Below are 14,793 nucleotides of genomic sequence, written 5' to 3'. Positions count from 1 at the left end.
GAAGCCGGGCACGAAGCCGGGCACGACAGCAACTACAGGCGGCTCAGCGAGGCCGCGGCGGAGAGCACGTCGCGGATCGCCTCGCGGTCGCCCTCCTGACCGGCCGCCGCCTCGACGGGCGGTACGTGCCCGGCCACCAGCTGGCAGAACTCCACGCCGTCCAGCGCGACCTGCGCCACGGTGTGCGCGGGGGAGCCGAGCGCGGCCGGGGAGTCCAGCGGGATGTACCAGTCGCCGCCGCCCGAACCCTCGACCTCCAGATGCAGCGAACGGCCCGGCGAACCGGCCGTCACCAGATGGCGGGCGGGCCCGGCCAGACCGGTCCTGCGGCGCTCGGCGAGGGCGGCGGGCAGCAGCCGGGCCGCCAGGTCGATCATCCGGTTGAGGTGGGCGGCGGACGGAGCCTCGTACGGATAGTCCACCGCCCGGGCGATGTCGCCGCCGTGCACCCAGCACTCGAAGGCCCGGTCCAGCAGGGCGTCGTGCATCGGGAGGGCGAAGTCCCCGTACGAGACGGAGAGCTCGGAGACCCCGCGGCCGGCGAACGACACCGTACGGATGAGGGTGTGGCTCTGCGCCCGCCACGGCTCGTGGACCGTGCGGGTGGGCGGTCGCAGCGCGGCGGACCAGTACCGCTCGGTGCGGGCGGTGGGCGAGAGCGGCCAGTCGGCGCCCCGGCCGAGGACTCCGTCGCCGAGCGGCACATCGATGTCGAGGGCGGTGCCGATCAGTCCGTCGACGGCCATGAGATGGCCGATGACGCCCGCGACCGTGGTCCTGCGGCCGGCCTCCTGCTCGCCCTCGAACCACTTCAGCCGCACCGGGGCGTGCCACTCAGAGCTGCCGATGTCACGGAGCAGCGCGTCGAGCCGCGCGGTCTCCGCGTCGTACGGAGCGGCCCAGTCCGGCACCGGGATGTCGGCCGGGCGGCGGCTCAGGCAGGCGTCGATCACCCGGGTCCGCAGCGTCGGATCGAGATCCAGGCTGCGGTCGGTGTGCAGCAGCCCGACCGCGTCCCGCAGCCGCAGGGCCTCGTCCGCGCAGGCGGCGCACTCGGTCAGATGCGCCTCGACGGCCTCGGTCTCCTCCGCCGAGCAGGCCGCCAGGGCCCACGCGCCGAGGAGCGCCCGGAGGACGCGATGCGCCGGAACCGGCGGGTCCGACGGGGCCGATGGGGCCGGTGGTGACACGGCGGTTTCCGGTTCCGGTGCTGTCGGCCGCGAGGTCGTGCCCGGCTCCTCGGGCGGGGTCGCGGGTACGGGCGGAGGCAGGGGTACGGCGGAGAGGTCGAAGTCGTCCGCGGCGGCCCTGGGTCCCGGTATGCGCCGTGCGCCCCGGACCTCGTCGTCGCGTCCGCCGTCCCCGCGGCCGTCCGCCTCGTCGTCGGTCACAGGGGCCGTCCGTATCCGGGCGGCGACATCCCTTCGAGCGGACGGGTGTGCGCGGTGGAGAGCAGTTGCAGCCCGAGCCGGAGCCGGCGGCGGGCCTCGTCCTCGGTGACCCCGAGGTCGGCCGCGGTCTGCCGGTAGTCCCGGCGCTGGATGTACGCGAGCTCCAGGGCGGCCCGCAGCGGGGCGGGCATGGACGCGACGATGTAGTCGGCCCGGGCCGCGACCGTGGCCCGGTGCACCCGCTCCTCCAGACCGCTCCCGTCCTCGTCCGGGTCGTCGCGCAGGCCGCTCTCCTCGCGCAGGCCGCTCTCCTCGCGCAGGCCGCTCTCCTCGCGCAGCCGCCGCACGGACTGGCGGTGCGTGAGCCGGGCCACCCAGGAGCGCATCGAGCCCTCCTTGGGGTCGTACGCGTCCGGGTTCTCCCACACGTAGCCGAAGACCTCGCGGGTCACCAGGTCGGCGGCGGTCTCGTCGTCCAGCATCCGGTGGGCCTGGCTGTGCACGAGCGAGGCGAACCGGTCGTAGAGCTCGCCGAGTGCCGCCGCCTCACCGCGTGCCAGCCGCTGCTGCATCTTGCGGTCCCAGCGGGGTGGTGCGTTTTTGGCCATGCGACCCCCGACCCTGTTCCGTCCGCTCTGTTCCCCTCGTCACACCGAATGTAGTCGGCGCCGGCGACCACATGCCTCTCTTTACGGCAAGTACGCCCATCAAGAGGCCCGGGATGATAGGGAATGCGTCGGTCGGCTCCGGCTGAATCGGACCTGAACCGATCATTTCTGTTCGAATCCGGCTGTGTCCTGCCAGGCCGCCCGGTGTTTCATAGGGGTGCGGCTGGGGCAGCCGCGAGAAGGAACGGAAACTTCCGGATCGTCGGAAGCCCCGGAACGAGAGGCCCAGTGGCGTGACACTAAAAGTGGCCGAGACCGTGCAGGGCGAATGGACCGTACTGCACATACGCGGCGAACTGGATCTGCTGACATCGCCCGCGGTGCGCCAGTCCGTCCATGACGCGGTCGCCGTCGGCCGCCACGATGTGGTGCTCGACCTCTCCGAGGTGCTGTTCTGCGACTCCAGCGGGGTCGGTGTGCTGATCGCCTCCCGCCGGCTGATGCGTTCCTGCGGGGGCCGGCTGCGGCTGATCCTGCCGGCCCGGGGCGCGGAGGAGGGCTCGCACGTCAACCGGGTGCTCGCCGCCCTCGGCGTACGCCGGCTCTTCGAGGTCTACCCCGACTGGGACACCGCCGTCGACGACCGGGCCAGGCCGCTCTCCGCGTGAAGCCGCTCCGGGGCGCCGTCCGCGGGGGCGGCGGGGGGCGGTGACGACCGGGTCGTCACACCGGTGGAGCGCGTATGTGACACGTGACGCCCTCCGGCGTCGTACGCTCCCCGCATGGACAGCGCAGAGTATGAGCGCAAGATCGCTTTCCGCTTCGCCGCCTTCGACCAGGACGGCAACGGATACATCGATCGCGCGGATTTCAGTGCCGCCGCGGCCCGTCTGCTCGCCGAATTCGGTACGACGGCGCGCTGCGACAAGGGTCAGGCGCTCTACATCGGGGCCGAGGCGTTCTGGCAGGGCATGGCGGGCATCGCCGATGTCGACGGGGACCAGCGCGTCACCCGTGAGGAGTTCGTGGGCGGGGCCGTGAAACGGCTGCGCGACAACCCGGAGCGCTTCGCGGAGATCGCCCGCCCCTTCCTGCGCGCGGCGATCGCCGTGGCGGACCGGGACGACCGGGGCACGGCGGCCGTACCCGCCGTGGAACGGGCGCTCCAGGTGCTCGGCGCGGACGCCGCGACGGCGCGGCTCGCGGCCCGGAGCCTGGACGCGGACCAGGACGGCAGGATCGCGGAGGACGAGGCGGTGTCGGCGCTGGCCGGCTACTTCACGGTGATCGCCCCGGACGCGTAGGGCCGAGAGGGTGCGGGGGCGGCCCCCGCACCCTCGTCGGGCTCTCAGGCGAACTGTTCCCGCAGCCGGTACTTCAGCACCTTGCGCAGGGCGTCGTTGCGCGGCAGCGCGGCGACCACCTCCAGCCGCTCCGGCAGCTTGTGCACGGAGAGCCCCTCGGCCCGCAGGTACCCGGTGAGCTGCGCCAGCGTCAGCGGTGCCGCGCCCGCCGGCTGCTCCACGACGGCGCAGACCAGCTCGCCCCGCTCCGGGTCCGGCAGCCCGATCACCGCCGCGTCCCCGACGTCCGGGTGCCGGTGCAGCAGGTCCTCTATCTCCTTCGCGGAGATGTTCTCGCCCTTGCGGATGATGATGTCCTTCAGCCGCCCGGTGAGCACCAGATGCCCGCTCTCCCTGACGTGGCCGACGTCGCCGGTGATCAGGAATCCCTCCGCGTCGAAGACCGACGCGGACGCCGCCGGGTCCAGATAGCCCTTGCAGACGGCCTCCCCGCGCAGCCGCACCTCGCCGTCCGTGCCGTGCGGCAGCGGCTTGCCGTCCTCGTCGGTGATCCGGATCTCCATGCCCGCGGGCGGGCGCCCCTCCGTCCCGGCGAGGTGTTCCACCGTGTCGTCGGGGGCGCCCATCGTGATCATCGGGACCTCGGTCATGCCGTACCCGTGGGTGAGCTGTACGCCCATCTCCCGGACCACCGCGTGGTAGATCTCCGGCGGCTTCGGGGCCCCGCCGCCCGCCAGCAGCCGCAGGGTGGGGATCAGCCTGCGGTCCGGGGCCTTGCGCTGTTCGGTCAGGAACATCGAGTAGAACGCGGTGGATCCGCCCGCGACCGTCACCCCGTGGCGCCGGTAGCCCTCCAGCGCGTCCGGCATCGCGAAGTGTTCGAACAGCACCGCGGGGAACCCGTACAGCAGCAGCATCATCGCGTAGTCCGGCCCGGCGACATGGGCGAACGGGAAGGCCATCGAGCCGATGTCGTCGGCCGACAGCCGCAGCGCGTGGGCCAGGCAGGAGCCGCCCGCGATCAGGCTGCGGTCGGTGTGCAGCACCCCCTTCGGGTCGGAGGTGGTGCCCGAGGTCCAGTAGATCCAGCGCACCGCCGTACCGTCGCCGGGCGGCGGCGGCAGCACCGACGGGTCGCCGTCCGGCAGTGACGCGTACGCCTCGAACACCGTCACCGGCCGGTCCGCCGTCAGCCGTCCGGCCATCGCGGTGTGGTCGAAGCCCCGCCAGGTGCCCGGTACGGCGAAGAACTCCGCCTTCGACTCGCGCAGCGCGAATCCCACCTCGCGGTCCCGGTAGAACGGGATGACGGGCGACTGCACGGCCCCGATCCGGGTCAGCGCGAACGACAGCAGTACCGTCTCGATCCGGGTCGGCAGCTGCCAGGCGACGACGCTGCCGGGGCGTACGCCCATCCCCCACAGCCCGGCCGCGACCCGCTCGCCGCGCTCGCGCAGCTCGCCGAAGGTCAGGGTGCGGTCGTCCTGGATCAGGAACAGGCGGTCCGGAGTCAGGCCGGCCCGGCGTTCGACGAGTTCCCAGAAGGTGCCCGATGCACCCAGGGCGTGCGCGGTCTCGGTCACGGCGTACCCCTCACAGCTGACGAACAGTCAGATAGTGCGGAGAGCGTAGAGCGCCGCGCCTTGTCGGTCCAGGGGTGCGGGGCTAGCCTGGGTGCGTAAATCTGACGGGCCATCAGAAAATCGTGCGCCGGAGGGGACACCATGACGGAACTGCCTCGGATCGTCAGCGTCGACGACCATGTGATCGAGCCGCCGCACCTCTTCTCGGCCTGGCTGCCCGCCAAGTACCGCGAGCGCGGCCCGCAGCCGCTCACCGCCGGCATCGGCGAGCTGGCCTACACGGGCGGCAAATACGTCATCACGATGGACCCGGACGGCCCGCCCACCGACTGGTGGATCTACGAGGACCTGAAGTTCCCGTACAAGCGCAACATCGCCGCCGTCGGCTTCGACCGCGACGACATGACGCTGGAGGGCATCACCCGGGCGGAGATGCGGCGCGGCTGCTGGGATCCGGTCGAGCGGCTCAAGGACATGGACCTCAACCACGTCGAGGCGAGCCTCTGCTTCCCGACCTTCCCGCGCTTCTGCGGCCAGACCTTCGCCGAGGCACATGACAAGGAGGTCGCGCTGGCCTGCGTGCGCGCCTACAACGACTGGATGGTGGAGGAGTGGTGCGGCGACAGCGGCGGCCGGCTCATCCCGCTCTGCATCATCCCGCTCTGGGACATCGGCCTCGCGGTCGCGGAGATCCACCGGAACGCGGCGCGCGGGGTGCGCGCGGTGACCTTCTCCGAGATCCCCACCCACCTCGGACTGCCGTCGATCCACACCGGGTACTGGGACCCGTTCTTCGCGGCCTGCCAGGAGACCGGCACGGTCGTCAACATGCACATCGGGTCCAGCTCGCAGATGCCCGCCGCGTCGCCGGACGCCCCGCCCGCCGTACAGGCCAGCCTCTCCTTCAACAACGCCATGGCCTCGATGATGGACTTCCTGTTCAGCGGGGTCCTGGTGAAGTTCCCGCAGCTCAAGCTCGCCTACAGCGAAGGGCAGATGGGCTGGATCCCGTACGCCCTGGAGCGCGCCGACGACGTCTGGGAGGAGCACCGGGCGTGGGGCGGGGTGCGCGATCTGATCCCCGAGCCGCCGTCCGCGTACTACTACCGGCAGATCTTCTGCTGCTTCTTCCGGGACAAGCACGGCGTCGCCTCGCTCGACGTCGTCGGGCGGGACAACGCCACCTTCGAGACCGACTACCCGCACGTCGACTCGACCTTCCCGCACACCAAGGAGGTCGCCCTGGACCACGTCAAGGGACTGGACGACGAGACCGTCTACAAACTGATGCGCGGAAACGCGATCCGGATGCTCGGTCTGGACCTCGACCGGGACCGCGCGAAGTAGGCCCGCGATGGACCTCGCGTACACGGAGGAGGAGCGGGAGTTCCGGGCGCGGCTGCGCGAGTGGCTCGGTGAAGTGCTGCCCGGACTGCCGCCGAAGCCCCGCCCCGACGACTGGCCGGGGCGCCGCGCGTACGACACGGCGTGGCAGCGGCTGCTCCACGACGCCGGCTACGCGGGTCTGCACTGGCCCGTCGACGCGGGCGGCCGGGGCGCGACCCCGACCCAGCACCTGATCTTCCTGGAGGAGACGGAGAAGGCCGGCGCCCCGTACGTCGGCGCGAACTTCGTCGGGCTGCTGCACGCCGGCCCGACGATCGCGGCCGAGGGCACGGCGGAGCAGCGGGCGCGCTGGCTGCCGCCGGTGCTGCGCGGCGACGAGATCTGGTGCCAGGGGTTCAGCGAGCCCGACGCCGGCTCCGACCTCGCCGCGCTGCGGACCAGGGCGGTGCGCGACGGCGACCACTACGTGGTGAGCGGCAGCAAGATCTGGACCTCGCACGCGGAGGTCGCCGACTGGTGCGAACTCCTGGTGCGTACGGACCCGGCGGCGCCCAAGCACCGCGGGATCAGCTGGCTCGCGATGGAGATGGACGCGCCCGGGGTCACCGTCCGCCCGCTGCGCACCCTCGCCGGGTCCACCGAGTTCGCCGAGATGTTCCTCGACGAGGTGCGGGTGCCGCTCTCGCACCGGGTCGGCGCGGAGAACGACGGCTGGCGGGTCACCATGGTCACCCTCTCCTTCGAGCGCGGTACGGCCTTCGTCGGCGAGGTCGTCGCCTGCCGCCGCACCCTGGACGAGCTGGCCGCCGAGGCCCGGCGCAGCGGACGCTGGGACGATCCGGTCCTGCGCCGCAGGCTGGGCAGGCTGAACGCCGAATTCCGGGCGCTGTGGCGGCTCACCCAGTGGAACGTCAGCGAGGCGCAGCGGGCCGGTGGCGGCGGCGTGCCCGGCATCGGCGGCTCGGTCTTCAAGCTGCGCTACTCGCACGCCCGCCAGGAGCTGTACGAGGCGGCCGCCGAGGTGCTCGGCGCCGACAGCGCGGACCTGGACCGGGAATGGGTCCTGGACCGGCTCTCCTCGCTCTCGTACACCATCGCCGCGGGCACCTCGCAGATCCAGCGGAACATCGTCGCCGAACGCATGCTCGGCCTGCCGAAGGGGCGCTGACGCACTCATGGACTTCCAGCTCTCGGACGACCAGCGGGCCCTGCGGGCGGGGGTGCGGGAACTCCTCGCCGGGCGGTTCCGCAGGGACCGGATGCGGGCGGCGCTCGACGACGGCACGGGCGTCGACCGGGCACTGTGGCGGGAGCTCGGCGAAGCCGGCTTCTTCGCGCTGCGGCTGCCGGAGGCGGAGGGGGGCGTCGGGCTCGGGCTGCCGGAATCGGTGCTGCTCTTCGAGGAGGTGGGGCGCTCGCTGCTGCCGGGGCCGCTGATCGCCACCCACCTCGCGGCCGGTCCGGTGAAGGGCGCGGCGCAGGGCGGGACGGTGGTCGCCGTGCTCGACCCGGGGCAGCCGGTGGCGCACCTGGGGGAGGCGGACGCGCTGCTGGTCCTCGGCCCCCGCGACGGCCCCGGCGACGGGCCGCGGGCGTCCGCCGCGTCGGTGGACGTCACCCGGGTACGGGGCGACGCCACCCCCGTACGTTCGATCGACCCGTTCACGCCCCTGTGGCGGGCCGAGGATCCGGTGGAGGCCGGCGAACCGCTGCCCGGGGGCGGGCGGCTGCGCGACGAGGGGGCGCTGCTGGCCGCCGCCGAACAGCTCGGCAGTGCCGCCCGGACGACCGAGATGGCCGTCCAACACGCCGGAGAGCGCGAACAGTTCGGCTCGCCGATCGGCTCCTTCCAGGCGGTCAAACATCTGTGCGCCGGAATGCTGGTCCGGGCGGAACTGGCCCGCTGTGCCGTGTACGCGGCGGCCGTGACGGCGGACCCGGTCGAGATCGCGGGCGCGAAACTGCTCGCCGACGACGCGGCGGTCCGCAACGCGCGGGACTGCCTCCAGGTGCACGGAGGCATGGGCTTCACCTGGGAGGCAGATGTTCACCTGCACCTCAAACGGGCCTGGCTGCGGTCCGGGCAGTGGCTCACGGCGGCGGCGGCCGAGGAGGCGCTTGCGGGGGACCTGTGCTGAATCCGGAGGGTTTCCGTGCAGGATTTCGGCGCCCGGCAGCGGGTGTATGCACCGTGCATGGAGGTGACAGACAGGGCCACGAGCCTCACGCTGCGGAGTTACGCAGTGCAGTCGGCGGGCGCGGGGGCCGGTCTCCGGCCTTCACGTTCTTTGTCACGGGGTGGAGTCGGCGCCGGGCTCGGGTACTCTCCGTTGGATGCGACAGGAACTGGAACCGGGCGATCCGGAGGTTGCCCGTGCGGTGACTCCGGGTCCGGAGCGGTGCCCTGCTCGCGTTCCTGGCAGAAGCGCCGGGAGCGCCCGGGAGGCGGTTCGGGCGGCCTCCGCGTGCCTCTGTTCGACTCCCCGCAACGTGCGTCGCACAGTATGCATCACGCGTACTCCTTCGCGCTGGAATATGCCCGAAGCGCTTGTTGCGGTGACTGTACGTCAACCATGCTGTCTCGCAGGGGAATCACGTTCCGTGACCCCGAGGAGGCGCGAGGCGATGTGTCCGCCGGTTCGGATGGTGTGAGCGGTGCAGGTGCTTCAGGTTCAGCTGGAGGTCGGGCCGGATCCCGCGGAGGTCGGGCGGGCCCGTAGATGGGCCCGGTCGAGACTGGTCGGGTCCGGGATAAGGGACGACGAGCCGCTGGCCGAGACGCTCATCCTGCTGATCTCGGAGCTGGTCACCAACGCGGTGGTGCACACCGGGTGCCCGGCGGTGCTGCGGATGCTGTTCGGCCTGACCGGCTCGGCCGGTGTGCCCGGGACGGTCCGGGTCGAGGTGGCCGACACCAGCTGCCGCCCGCCGCAGCAGCGCCACGCGGCCGGCGAGGACACCAACGGCCGGGGCCTGGAGCTGGTCGACGGCCTCGCGGACCGCTGGGGCTGGCAGCCGGAGGGCGCGGGCAAGCGCATCTGGTGCGAGGTCGACCGGGGCGCGCCGCTGAGCCGGCTGCCGCTGCACTCCGGCGCACAGGGCGTCGCGCCCCGCGCGGGGGACACGTGTTGTGATGCCCACAAGGCATCGAAGGCCATCACGAACCTTGCATAAAGGTTAAAGCAGTTCTTTCGGACTGCTGTCCGGCGCCGGCCGGTCCCGTCACAGGACGGCGACCGGCGCGACCGGGGTGCCGGTCGCGCCGACGAACGGCTCCGGCATCGCGGAGAGCAGGAAGGCGTACCGCTTCTCCTGTGCACAGGCTGTGGACAGCGCCTCCAGATTCCAGTTCTGGCCCTGGAGCATGCCCATCTCGACGAGGTCCAGGGCGTGCACCCCCAGCCACAGGTCCTCGATCTCCGGCGGGAAGATCTCGAAGGTCAGGGTGTCGTTGGCGACCGCCGCCGCATCGCGCGCGCGGAACCACTCGGGTGTCCGGATCGACAGTCCGGGCGACGGATAGCCGTACGCGTGCTTGTCGCCCGCCAGATACACCTGCACCTGCCCGGTCCGTACGAGCACGATGTCGCCGGAGCGGACCCGTACCCCCGCCAGTTCCTCGGCCGCGTCCAGGTCCTCGGGGGTGACCGCGTGGCCGCCGGGCAGCCGGTCCACGCCGTGGGCGCGCGCCACGTCGAGCAGCACCCCGCGCGAGACGATGTGCGGCGCCTTGTCGATCCCGCTGAACTGCGCGCCGCCGTGGGCGGTGATCGTCGCCGCCGGGCGGCCGTTGTAGATCTTCCCCGAGTGCGAGGCGTGGGTGAGGGCGTCCCAGTGGGTGGCCGTCTGCAGGCTCAGTACGGCCGTGTCGTCGCTGGTGGCGACGGTGCCGGGGCCGAAGAGCTCCTGGTTTATCTGGATCATGGTGTGCAGCGGGTTGACCCGTCCCGGGATCAGTCCGCTCTGCACGCCGTCCTGCTGGAGCGGGAGCGCGAGCGGGATCCGCAGGCCGCTGCGGACGGTGGCGGCGGCCTCGCGCACCACGGCGTCGGTGATCAGGTTGAGCGTCCCGATCTCGTCGTCGTCGCCCCAGCGGCCCCAGTTGCTGACCCGCTTCGCGATGTCGTGGAACTCGGCCGGCAGTGACATGGCGCCTCCTGGGGCTTGTGCTCGTGGACCTGATGGCCCATAAAATCTAACGGTCCGTCAGAAACCGCGGGAAGGGGCCGGGCATGGGGAACTTCTTGGCAGGCAAGGTGGTGGCCGTCACGGGTGCCGGGCGCGGCATCGGGCGGGCGGTCGCGCTCGCGGCGGCGGCCGAGGGGGCGCGGGTGATCGTCAACGACTACGGCGTCTCCATCGAGGGCGGCGAGCCCAGCAGCGAGGTGGCCGAGTCGGTCGTCAAGGAGATCGAGGCGGTGGGCGGCGAGGCGGTGGCGGTCGCCGACGACATCTCCACGATGGCGGGCGGCCAGCGGATCGTGGACACGGCGCTCGCCCGGTTCGGCCGGATCGACGGGGTCGTGTGCGTGGCCGGGATCCTGCGTGAACGGATGCTGTTCAACATGTCCGAGCAGGAGTGGGACCCGGTGGTCGCCACCCACCTCAAGGGCACCTTCACCGTCTTCCGGGCCGCGTCGGCGGTGATGCGCAAGCAGGACGGCGGCGGCACCCTGATCGGCTTCACCAGCGGCAACCACCAGGGCAGCGTCGCCCAGGCCAACTACAGCGCCGCGAAGGGCGGGATCATCTCGCTGGTCCGGAGCGCGGCCCTCGGCCTGCACAAGTACGGCGTCACGGCCAACGCCGTCGCCCCGGTCGCCCGCACCCGGATGTCCGCCAACGTGCCCATGGAGCTCAAGGAGATCGGCGAGCCGGAGGACGTGGCGGCGCTCGTCGTCTACCTGCTCAGCGAACGGGCCCGCCAGGAGAAGATCACCGGCCAGGTGTACACCGTCGCGGGGCCGAAGATCGCGGTCTGGGCCCAGCCGAGGGAGCTGCGGGCCGGGTACGTCGAGGGGGCGTGGACCCCGGAACGGATCGCGGACTTCCTGCCGGGGACGGTGGGCACCGACCCGATGCCGATGCTGGCCCGGCTGGAGGAGATGGCCGCGGCGGCCGCGGCGAAGGCGCGCCCCAACGCGTGAGGCCCTGGACGGCGAGTGGCAACGGCACGTGAGGCCTGGACGGCGAGCGGCAACGGCAGGAGGCACCGTGGACTTCACCTTCGGTCCGGACGACACCGCGTTCCGCGCGGAGGCACGTGGCTGGCTGGAAGCGCATCTCGTGGGCGAGTACGCGGCCGCCGCCGGCACCGGCGGTCCCGGCAGCGAGCACGAGGGCGTCGCGGTCCGCCGCGCCTGGGAACGCGAACTGGGCCGGGACGGCTGGATCGGCATCGGCTGGGACGACCACGGCGCCGCCGGCCACGGCAACCGCCGCGCGAGCCTCACCCAGCAGGTCGTCTGGGCCGAGGAGTACGCCCGCGCCGCCGCCCCCGCCCGGGTCGGCCACATCGGCGAGAACCTCCTCGCCCCGACCCTGATCGCCTACGGCAGCGAGGAACAGCAGCGGCGCTTCCTGCCCCCGGTGGCCCGCGGCGAAGCGCTCTGGTGCCAGGGCTACAGCGAACCGGACGCCGGATCGGACCTCGCCGCGGTGCGCACCGCCGCCGTGCCCGACCGGAGCGGCGGCGGCCACCGGGTGACCGGGCAGAAGATCTGGACGTCACTGGCGAAGGAGGCCGACTGGTGCTTCGTGCTGGCCCGTACCGAGCCCGGCTCCAGCCGCCACCACGGCCTTTCGTTCCTCCTCGTACCGATGGACCAGCCCGGCAGGATCGAGGTGCGGCCGATCCGGCAGATGTCCGGGACCAGCGAGTTCAACGAGGTCTTCTTCGACGGGGCGCACGCCGAGGAGTGCGTCGGCGGCGAGGGCAACGGCTGGACGGTCGCCATGGGGCTGCTGGCCCTGGAGCGCGGCGTTTCCACGCTCGTCCAGCAGATCGGCTTCGCCGCCGAACTGGGCCGGGTGGTGCGGGCGGCCGTCGACGGCGGCGCCGTCACCGACCCGGTCCTGCGCGAACGCCTCGTACGCCAGTGGGCGCAGCTGCGCACCATGCGCTGGAACGCCCTGCGCACCCTCGGCTCCACCGGCGACCCGGGCGCGCCCAGTGTGGCGAAGCTGCTCTGGGGCGGCTGGCACCAGCGCCTCGGGGAGCTGGCCGTGCAGGTCAGGGGCGCGGCGGCGGCCGTCGGCCCGGACGACTGGTCGGCGAAGGCACCGTACGGACTCGACGAGGCGCAGCGCCTGTTCCTGTTCACCCGGTCCGACACCATCTACGGCGGCTCGGACGAGATCCAGCGGAACATCATCGCCGAGCGGGTGCTCGGCCTACCGAGGGAGCCGAGATGAGAGGCGTCGTCTTCGACGGCAAGCGGACCGAGGTCGTCGACGACCTGGAGATACGCGATCCGGGCCCCGGCGAGGTGCTGGTGGCGGTGGCCGCGGCCGGGCTGTGCCACAGCGACCTCTCGGTGATCGACGGCACGATTCCGTTCCCGCCGCCGGTGGTGCTCGGGCACGAGGGCGCGGGGGTGGTCGAGGCGGTCGGCGCGGGCGTCCGTCATGTGGCGCCCGGCGACCACGTGTCGCTGTCCACGCTGGCCAACTGCGGGGCGTGCGCCCAGTGCGACCGGGGGCGTCCGACGATGTGCCGCAAGGCGATCGGGATGCCGGGGCAGCCGTTCTCGCGGCGCGGGAAGCCGCTGTACCAGTTCGCCTCCAACTCGGCCTTCGCCGAACGGACCCTGGTCAAGGCCGTGCAGGCGGTGAAGATCCCGGACGAGCTGCCGCTCACCTCGGCGGCCCTGATCGGCTGCGGGGTGCTGACCGGGGTCGGCGCCGTGCTCAACCGGGCGAAGGTCGACCGGGGCGACACGGTCGTGGTGATCGGCACCGGCGGCATCGGGCTCAACGTGATCCAGGGCGCCCGGATCGCGGGCGCGCTGACGATCGTCGCCGTGGACGCCAACCCGGCGAAGGAGGCGGCGGCCCGGCAGTTCGGCGCGACACACTTCCTGACCTCGGCGGACGGGGTGCGGGACATCCTGCCGAACGGCGCCGACCACGCCTTCGAGTGCGTCGGCCGTACGGAGCTGATCCGTACCGCGATCGACCTGCTGGACCGGCACGGCCAGGCGATCCTGCTGGGTGTCCCGGCGGCCACTGCGGAGGCGTCGTTCCTCGTCTCGTCGATGTACCTGGACAAGTCGATCCTGGGCTGCCGGTACGGCTCCTCGCGCCCGCAGCGGGACATCGCGCTCTACGCGGAGCTGTACCGGGAGGGCCGGCTGCTCCTGGACGAACTCGTCACCACCACCTACCCGGTGGAGGACTTCGACAGGGCGGCGGACGACGCGCACCAGGGCCGGGTGGCGCGAGGAGTGCTGGTGTTCTGAACGCCTCCCGGGGAGTCAGCCGCTCCCGGCGGCCCGGAACGTGCGCCGGTACACCGTCGGGGAGACCCCCAGCGCCGCCTGGAGGTGCTGCCGCAGCGACGTGGGCGTGCCGAAGCCCGCGTCCCGTGCCACCTGGTCGATCGACAGGTCCGTCGACTCCAGCAGTTGCCGGGCCCGTTCGACCCGCTGCCTGGTCAGCCACTGGACCGGGCTGACGCCGACCTCCTCCCGGAACCGGCGGGTGAAGGTCCGTACGCTCATCGACTCCTGCTGCGCCATGTCGCGCAGCAGGATCGGCCGTTCCAGCCGCCCGAGCGCCCAGGTGCGCGCCGTGGTCGTGGTCGCGAACTGCGTGTCGGGCACGGGGCGTCGGATGTACTGCGCCTGCCCGCCGTCCCGGTGCGGGGGCACCACCGTGCGGCGGGCCACGTCATTGGCGACGGCGGTGCCGTGGTCGCGGCGCACGATGTGCAGGCAGAGGTCGATCCCGGCGGCGACCCCGGCGGAGGTCAGCACCTCCCCGTCGTCGATGAACAGGACGTCCGGGTCGACCCGGATCTCGGGGAAGAGCTGCTGGAAGTGGTCGGCGTGCGACCAGTGGGTGGTGGCGGGGCGGCCGTCGAGATATCCGGCGGCGGCCAGCACATAGCTGCCCGTGCAGATGGAGACCATCCTGGTCCCCGGCCGGATGTGGGTGAACGCGGCGGCCAGTTCGTCGGTGAGCCTGCCCTCGTCGAACACGGGGCCGAGTTCGTAGCTGGCGGGAATCACCACCGTGTCGGCGGTGGCCAGGGCCTCGGGGCCGTGCCCGACGGTGATCGTGAAGTCCGCGTCGGTGCGGACCGGCCCCGGCGCACGGACGGAACAGGTCACGACTTCGTACAGACTGCGGCCCTCGTCGTGCGGCTCCTGGCCGAACGCGCGGCCGAATATCCGCTGGGGGATGCCCAGTTCGAAGGGGAGCAGCCCGTCGAGGGCCAGGACGGCTATTCGGTGCGGCATTGGCGGACTCCCTTTCCCCCTAGTGGTATAGACCTCAACCCTGATACATGTCACTCCTGTGAAGGAAAAGTCAGCGGAACACCCGCGCATTCCCGCCG

Annotated in this window: 14 protein-coding genes; 9 read left to right on the top strand and 5 right to left on the bottom strand. The window is 72.3% G+C overall.

Annotated elements, in window-relative coordinates:
- Nucleotides 1–32 precede the first annotated feature (32 nt).
- Together ABZ622_RS02750 and ABZ622_RS02745 are read right to left on the bottom strand one after the other, a co-directional pair.
- A complete protein-coding gene (locus ABZ622_RS02750; protein WP_360539615.1) occupies nucleotides 33–1,391 on the bottom strand; it encodes a zf-HC2 domain-containing protein in 1,359 nt (452 codons plus the stop codon).
- Nucleotides 1,388–1,999: a sigma-70 family RNA polymerase sigma factor gene (locus tag ABZ622_RS02745; RefSeq protein ID WP_360539613.1), complete on the bottom strand. Its 612-nt coding sequence runs from the start codon at nucleotides 1,997–1,999 to the stop codon at nucleotides 1,388–1,390. Before ABZ622_RS02745 ends, ABZ622_RS02750 begins: the two co-directional genes overlap by 4 nt.
- A 293-nt stretch (nucleotides 2,000–2,292) precedes the next feature.
- Here ABZ622_RS02745 and ABZ622_RS02740 point away from each other — a divergent pair, with 293 nt between their 5' ends.
- Both ABZ622_RS02740 and ABZ622_RS02735 read left to right on the top strand, forming a co-directional pair.
- Entirely contained in the window at nucleotides 2,293–2,667 is a 375-nt protein-coding gene (locus ABZ622_RS02740; protein WP_124717096.1) for an STAS domain-containing protein, read from the top strand.
- A gap of 114 nt (nucleotides 2,668–2,781) precedes the next feature.
- Entirely contained in the window at nucleotides 2,782–3,303 is a 522-nt protein-coding gene (locus ABZ622_RS02735; RefSeq protein ID WP_360539610.1) for an EF-hand domain-containing protein, read from the top strand.
- Between the two features lie 44 nt (nucleotides 3,304–3,347).
- Here ABZ622_RS02735 and ABZ622_RS02730 read toward each other — a convergent pair whose 3' ends face one another.
- Nucleotides 3,348–4,886 carry an AMP-binding protein gene (locus ABZ622_RS02730; RefSeq protein ID WP_360539608.1) on the bottom strand — a complete coding sequence of 513 codons (1,539 nt, stop codon included), beginning with the start codon at nucleotides 4,884–4,886 and terminating at the stop codon, nucleotides 3,348–3,350.
- A 141-nt stretch (nucleotides 4,887–5,027) separates the two neighbouring features.
- Here ABZ622_RS02730 and ABZ622_RS02725 point away from each other — a divergent pair, with 141 nt between their 5' ends.
- The 4 genes from ABZ622_RS02725 to ABZ622_RS02710 all read left to right on the top strand — a co-directional run bounded on the left by ABZ622_RS02725 (nucleotide 5,028) and on the right by ABZ622_RS02710 (nucleotide 9,407).
- Nucleotides 5,028–6,233 (top strand): amidohydrolase family protein, encoded by a 1,206-nt coding sequence (locus ABZ622_RS02725; RefSeq protein ID WP_360539606.1) that lies wholly within the window; start codon nucleotides 5,028–5,030, stop codon nucleotides 6,231–6,233.
- Nucleotides 6,234–6,240: 7 nt separating this feature from the next.
- Nucleotides 6,241–7,401 carry an acyl-CoA dehydrogenase gene (locus ABZ622_RS02720; protein WP_360539604.1) on the top strand — a complete coding sequence of 387 codons (1,161 nt, stop codon included), beginning with the start codon at nucleotides 6,241–6,243 and terminating at the stop codon, nucleotides 7,399–7,401.
- Between the two features lie 7 nt (nucleotides 7,402–7,408).
- Nucleotides 7,409–8,371, top strand: coding sequence for an acyl-CoA dehydrogenase family protein (locus tag ABZ622_RS02715; protein ID WP_360539602.1), 963 nt, complete (start codon nucleotides 7,409–7,411; stop codon nucleotides 8,369–8,371).
- 517 nt (nucleotides 8,372–8,888) lie between these two features.
- The gene (locus ABZ622_RS02710; RefSeq protein WP_360539600.1) at nucleotides 8,889–9,407 is read left to right on the top strand and encodes an ATP-binding protein; all 519 of its coding nucleotides are present in this window, start codon (nucleotides 8,889–8,891) and stop codon (nucleotides 9,405–9,407) included.
- A gap of 48 nt (nucleotides 9,408–9,455) precedes the next feature.
- Here the strand turns inward: ABZ622_RS02710 and ABZ622_RS02705 are convergent, their stop codons facing one another.
- Nucleotides 9,456–10,382 (bottom strand): cyclase family protein, encoded by a 927-nt coding sequence (locus tag ABZ622_RS02705; RefSeq protein ID WP_360539598.1) that lies wholly within the window; start codon nucleotides 10,380–10,382, stop codon nucleotides 9,456–9,458.
- A gap of 83 nt (nucleotides 10,383–10,465) precedes the next feature.
- Here ABZ622_RS02705 and ABZ622_RS02700 point away from each other — a divergent pair, with 83 nt between their 5' ends.
- The 3 genes from ABZ622_RS02700 (at nucleotide 10,466) to ABZ622_RS02690 (ending at nucleotide 13,693) form a co-directional block, all read left to right on the top strand.
- Nucleotides 10,466–11,380 (top strand): SDR family oxidoreductase, encoded by a 915-nt coding sequence (locus ABZ622_RS02700; RefSeq protein ID WP_360539596.1) that lies wholly within the window; start codon nucleotides 10,466–10,468, stop codon nucleotides 11,378–11,380.
- Between the two features lie 67 nt (nucleotides 11,381–11,447).
- Entirely contained in the window at nucleotides 11,448–12,647 is a 1,200-nt protein-coding gene (locus tag ABZ622_RS02695; protein ID WP_360539594.1) for an acyl-CoA dehydrogenase family protein, read from the top strand.
- Entirely contained in the window at nucleotides 12,644–13,693 is a 1,050-nt protein-coding gene (locus tag ABZ622_RS02690; RefSeq protein ID WP_360539592.1) for a Zn-dependent alcohol dehydrogenase, read from the top strand. Before ABZ622_RS02695 ends, ABZ622_RS02690 begins: the two co-directional genes overlap by 4 nt.
- Before the next feature lie 15 nt (nucleotides 13,694–13,708).
- Here ABZ622_RS02690 and ABZ622_RS02685 read toward each other — a convergent pair whose 3' ends face one another.
- Complete coding sequence (locus tag ABZ622_RS02685; RefSeq protein WP_360539590.1) at nucleotides 13,709–14,695, bottom strand: helix-turn-helix domain-containing protein; 987 nt, start codon at nucleotides 14,693–14,695, stop codon at nucleotides 13,709–13,711.
- Nucleotides 14,696–14,793 lie beyond the last annotated feature (98 nt).

It is taken from the genome of Streptomyces sp. NPDC007164, assembly GCF_040634135.1.
GTDB classification, from domain to species: domain Bacteria; phylum Actinomycetota; class Actinomycetes; order Streptomycetales; family Streptomycetaceae; genus Streptomyces; species Streptomyces sanglieri.
This window is presented reverse-complemented; position numbering and strand designations above follow the sequence as displayed.

Excerpts from the sequence above, each read along its gene's own strand:
- ABZ622_RS02735 (WP_360539610.1), top strand. The coding sequence starts at position 2,782 with ATGGACAGCGCAGAGTATGAGCGCAAGATCGCTTTCCGCTTCGCCGCC.
- ABZ622_RS02705 (WP_360539598.1), bottom strand. The coding sequence starts at position 10,382 with ATGTCACTGCCGGCCGAGTTCCACGACATCGCGAAGCGGGTCAGCAAC.
- ABZ622_RS02720 (WP_360539604.1), top strand. The coding sequence starts at position 6,241 with ATGGACCTCGCGTACACGGAGGAGGAGCGGGAGTTCCGGGCGCGGCTG.
- ABZ622_RS02725 (WP_360539606.1), top strand. The coding sequence starts at position 5,028 with ATGACGGAACTGCCTCGGATCGTCAGCGTCGACGACCATGTGATCGAG.
- ABZ622_RS02700 (WP_360539596.1), top strand. The coding sequence starts at position 10,466 with ATGGGGAACTTCTTGGCAGGCAAGGTGGTGGCCGTCACGGGTGCCGGG.
- ABZ622_RS02690 (WP_360539592.1), top strand. The coding sequence starts at position 12,644 with ATGAGAGGCGTCGTCTTCGACGGCAAGCGGACCGAGGTCGTCGACGAC.
- ABZ622_RS02685 (WP_360539590.1), bottom strand. The coding sequence starts at position 14,695 with ATGCCGCACCGAATAGCCGTCCTGGCCCTCGACGGGCTGCTCCCCTTC.
- ABZ622_RS02715 (WP_360539602.1), top strand. The coding sequence starts at position 7,409 with ATGGACTTCCAGCTCTCGGACGACCAGCGGGCCCTGCGGGCGGGGGTG.
- ABZ622_RS02745 (WP_360539613.1), bottom strand. The coding sequence starts at position 1,999 with ATGGCCAAAAACGCACCACCCCGCTGGGACCGCAAGATGCAGCAGCGG.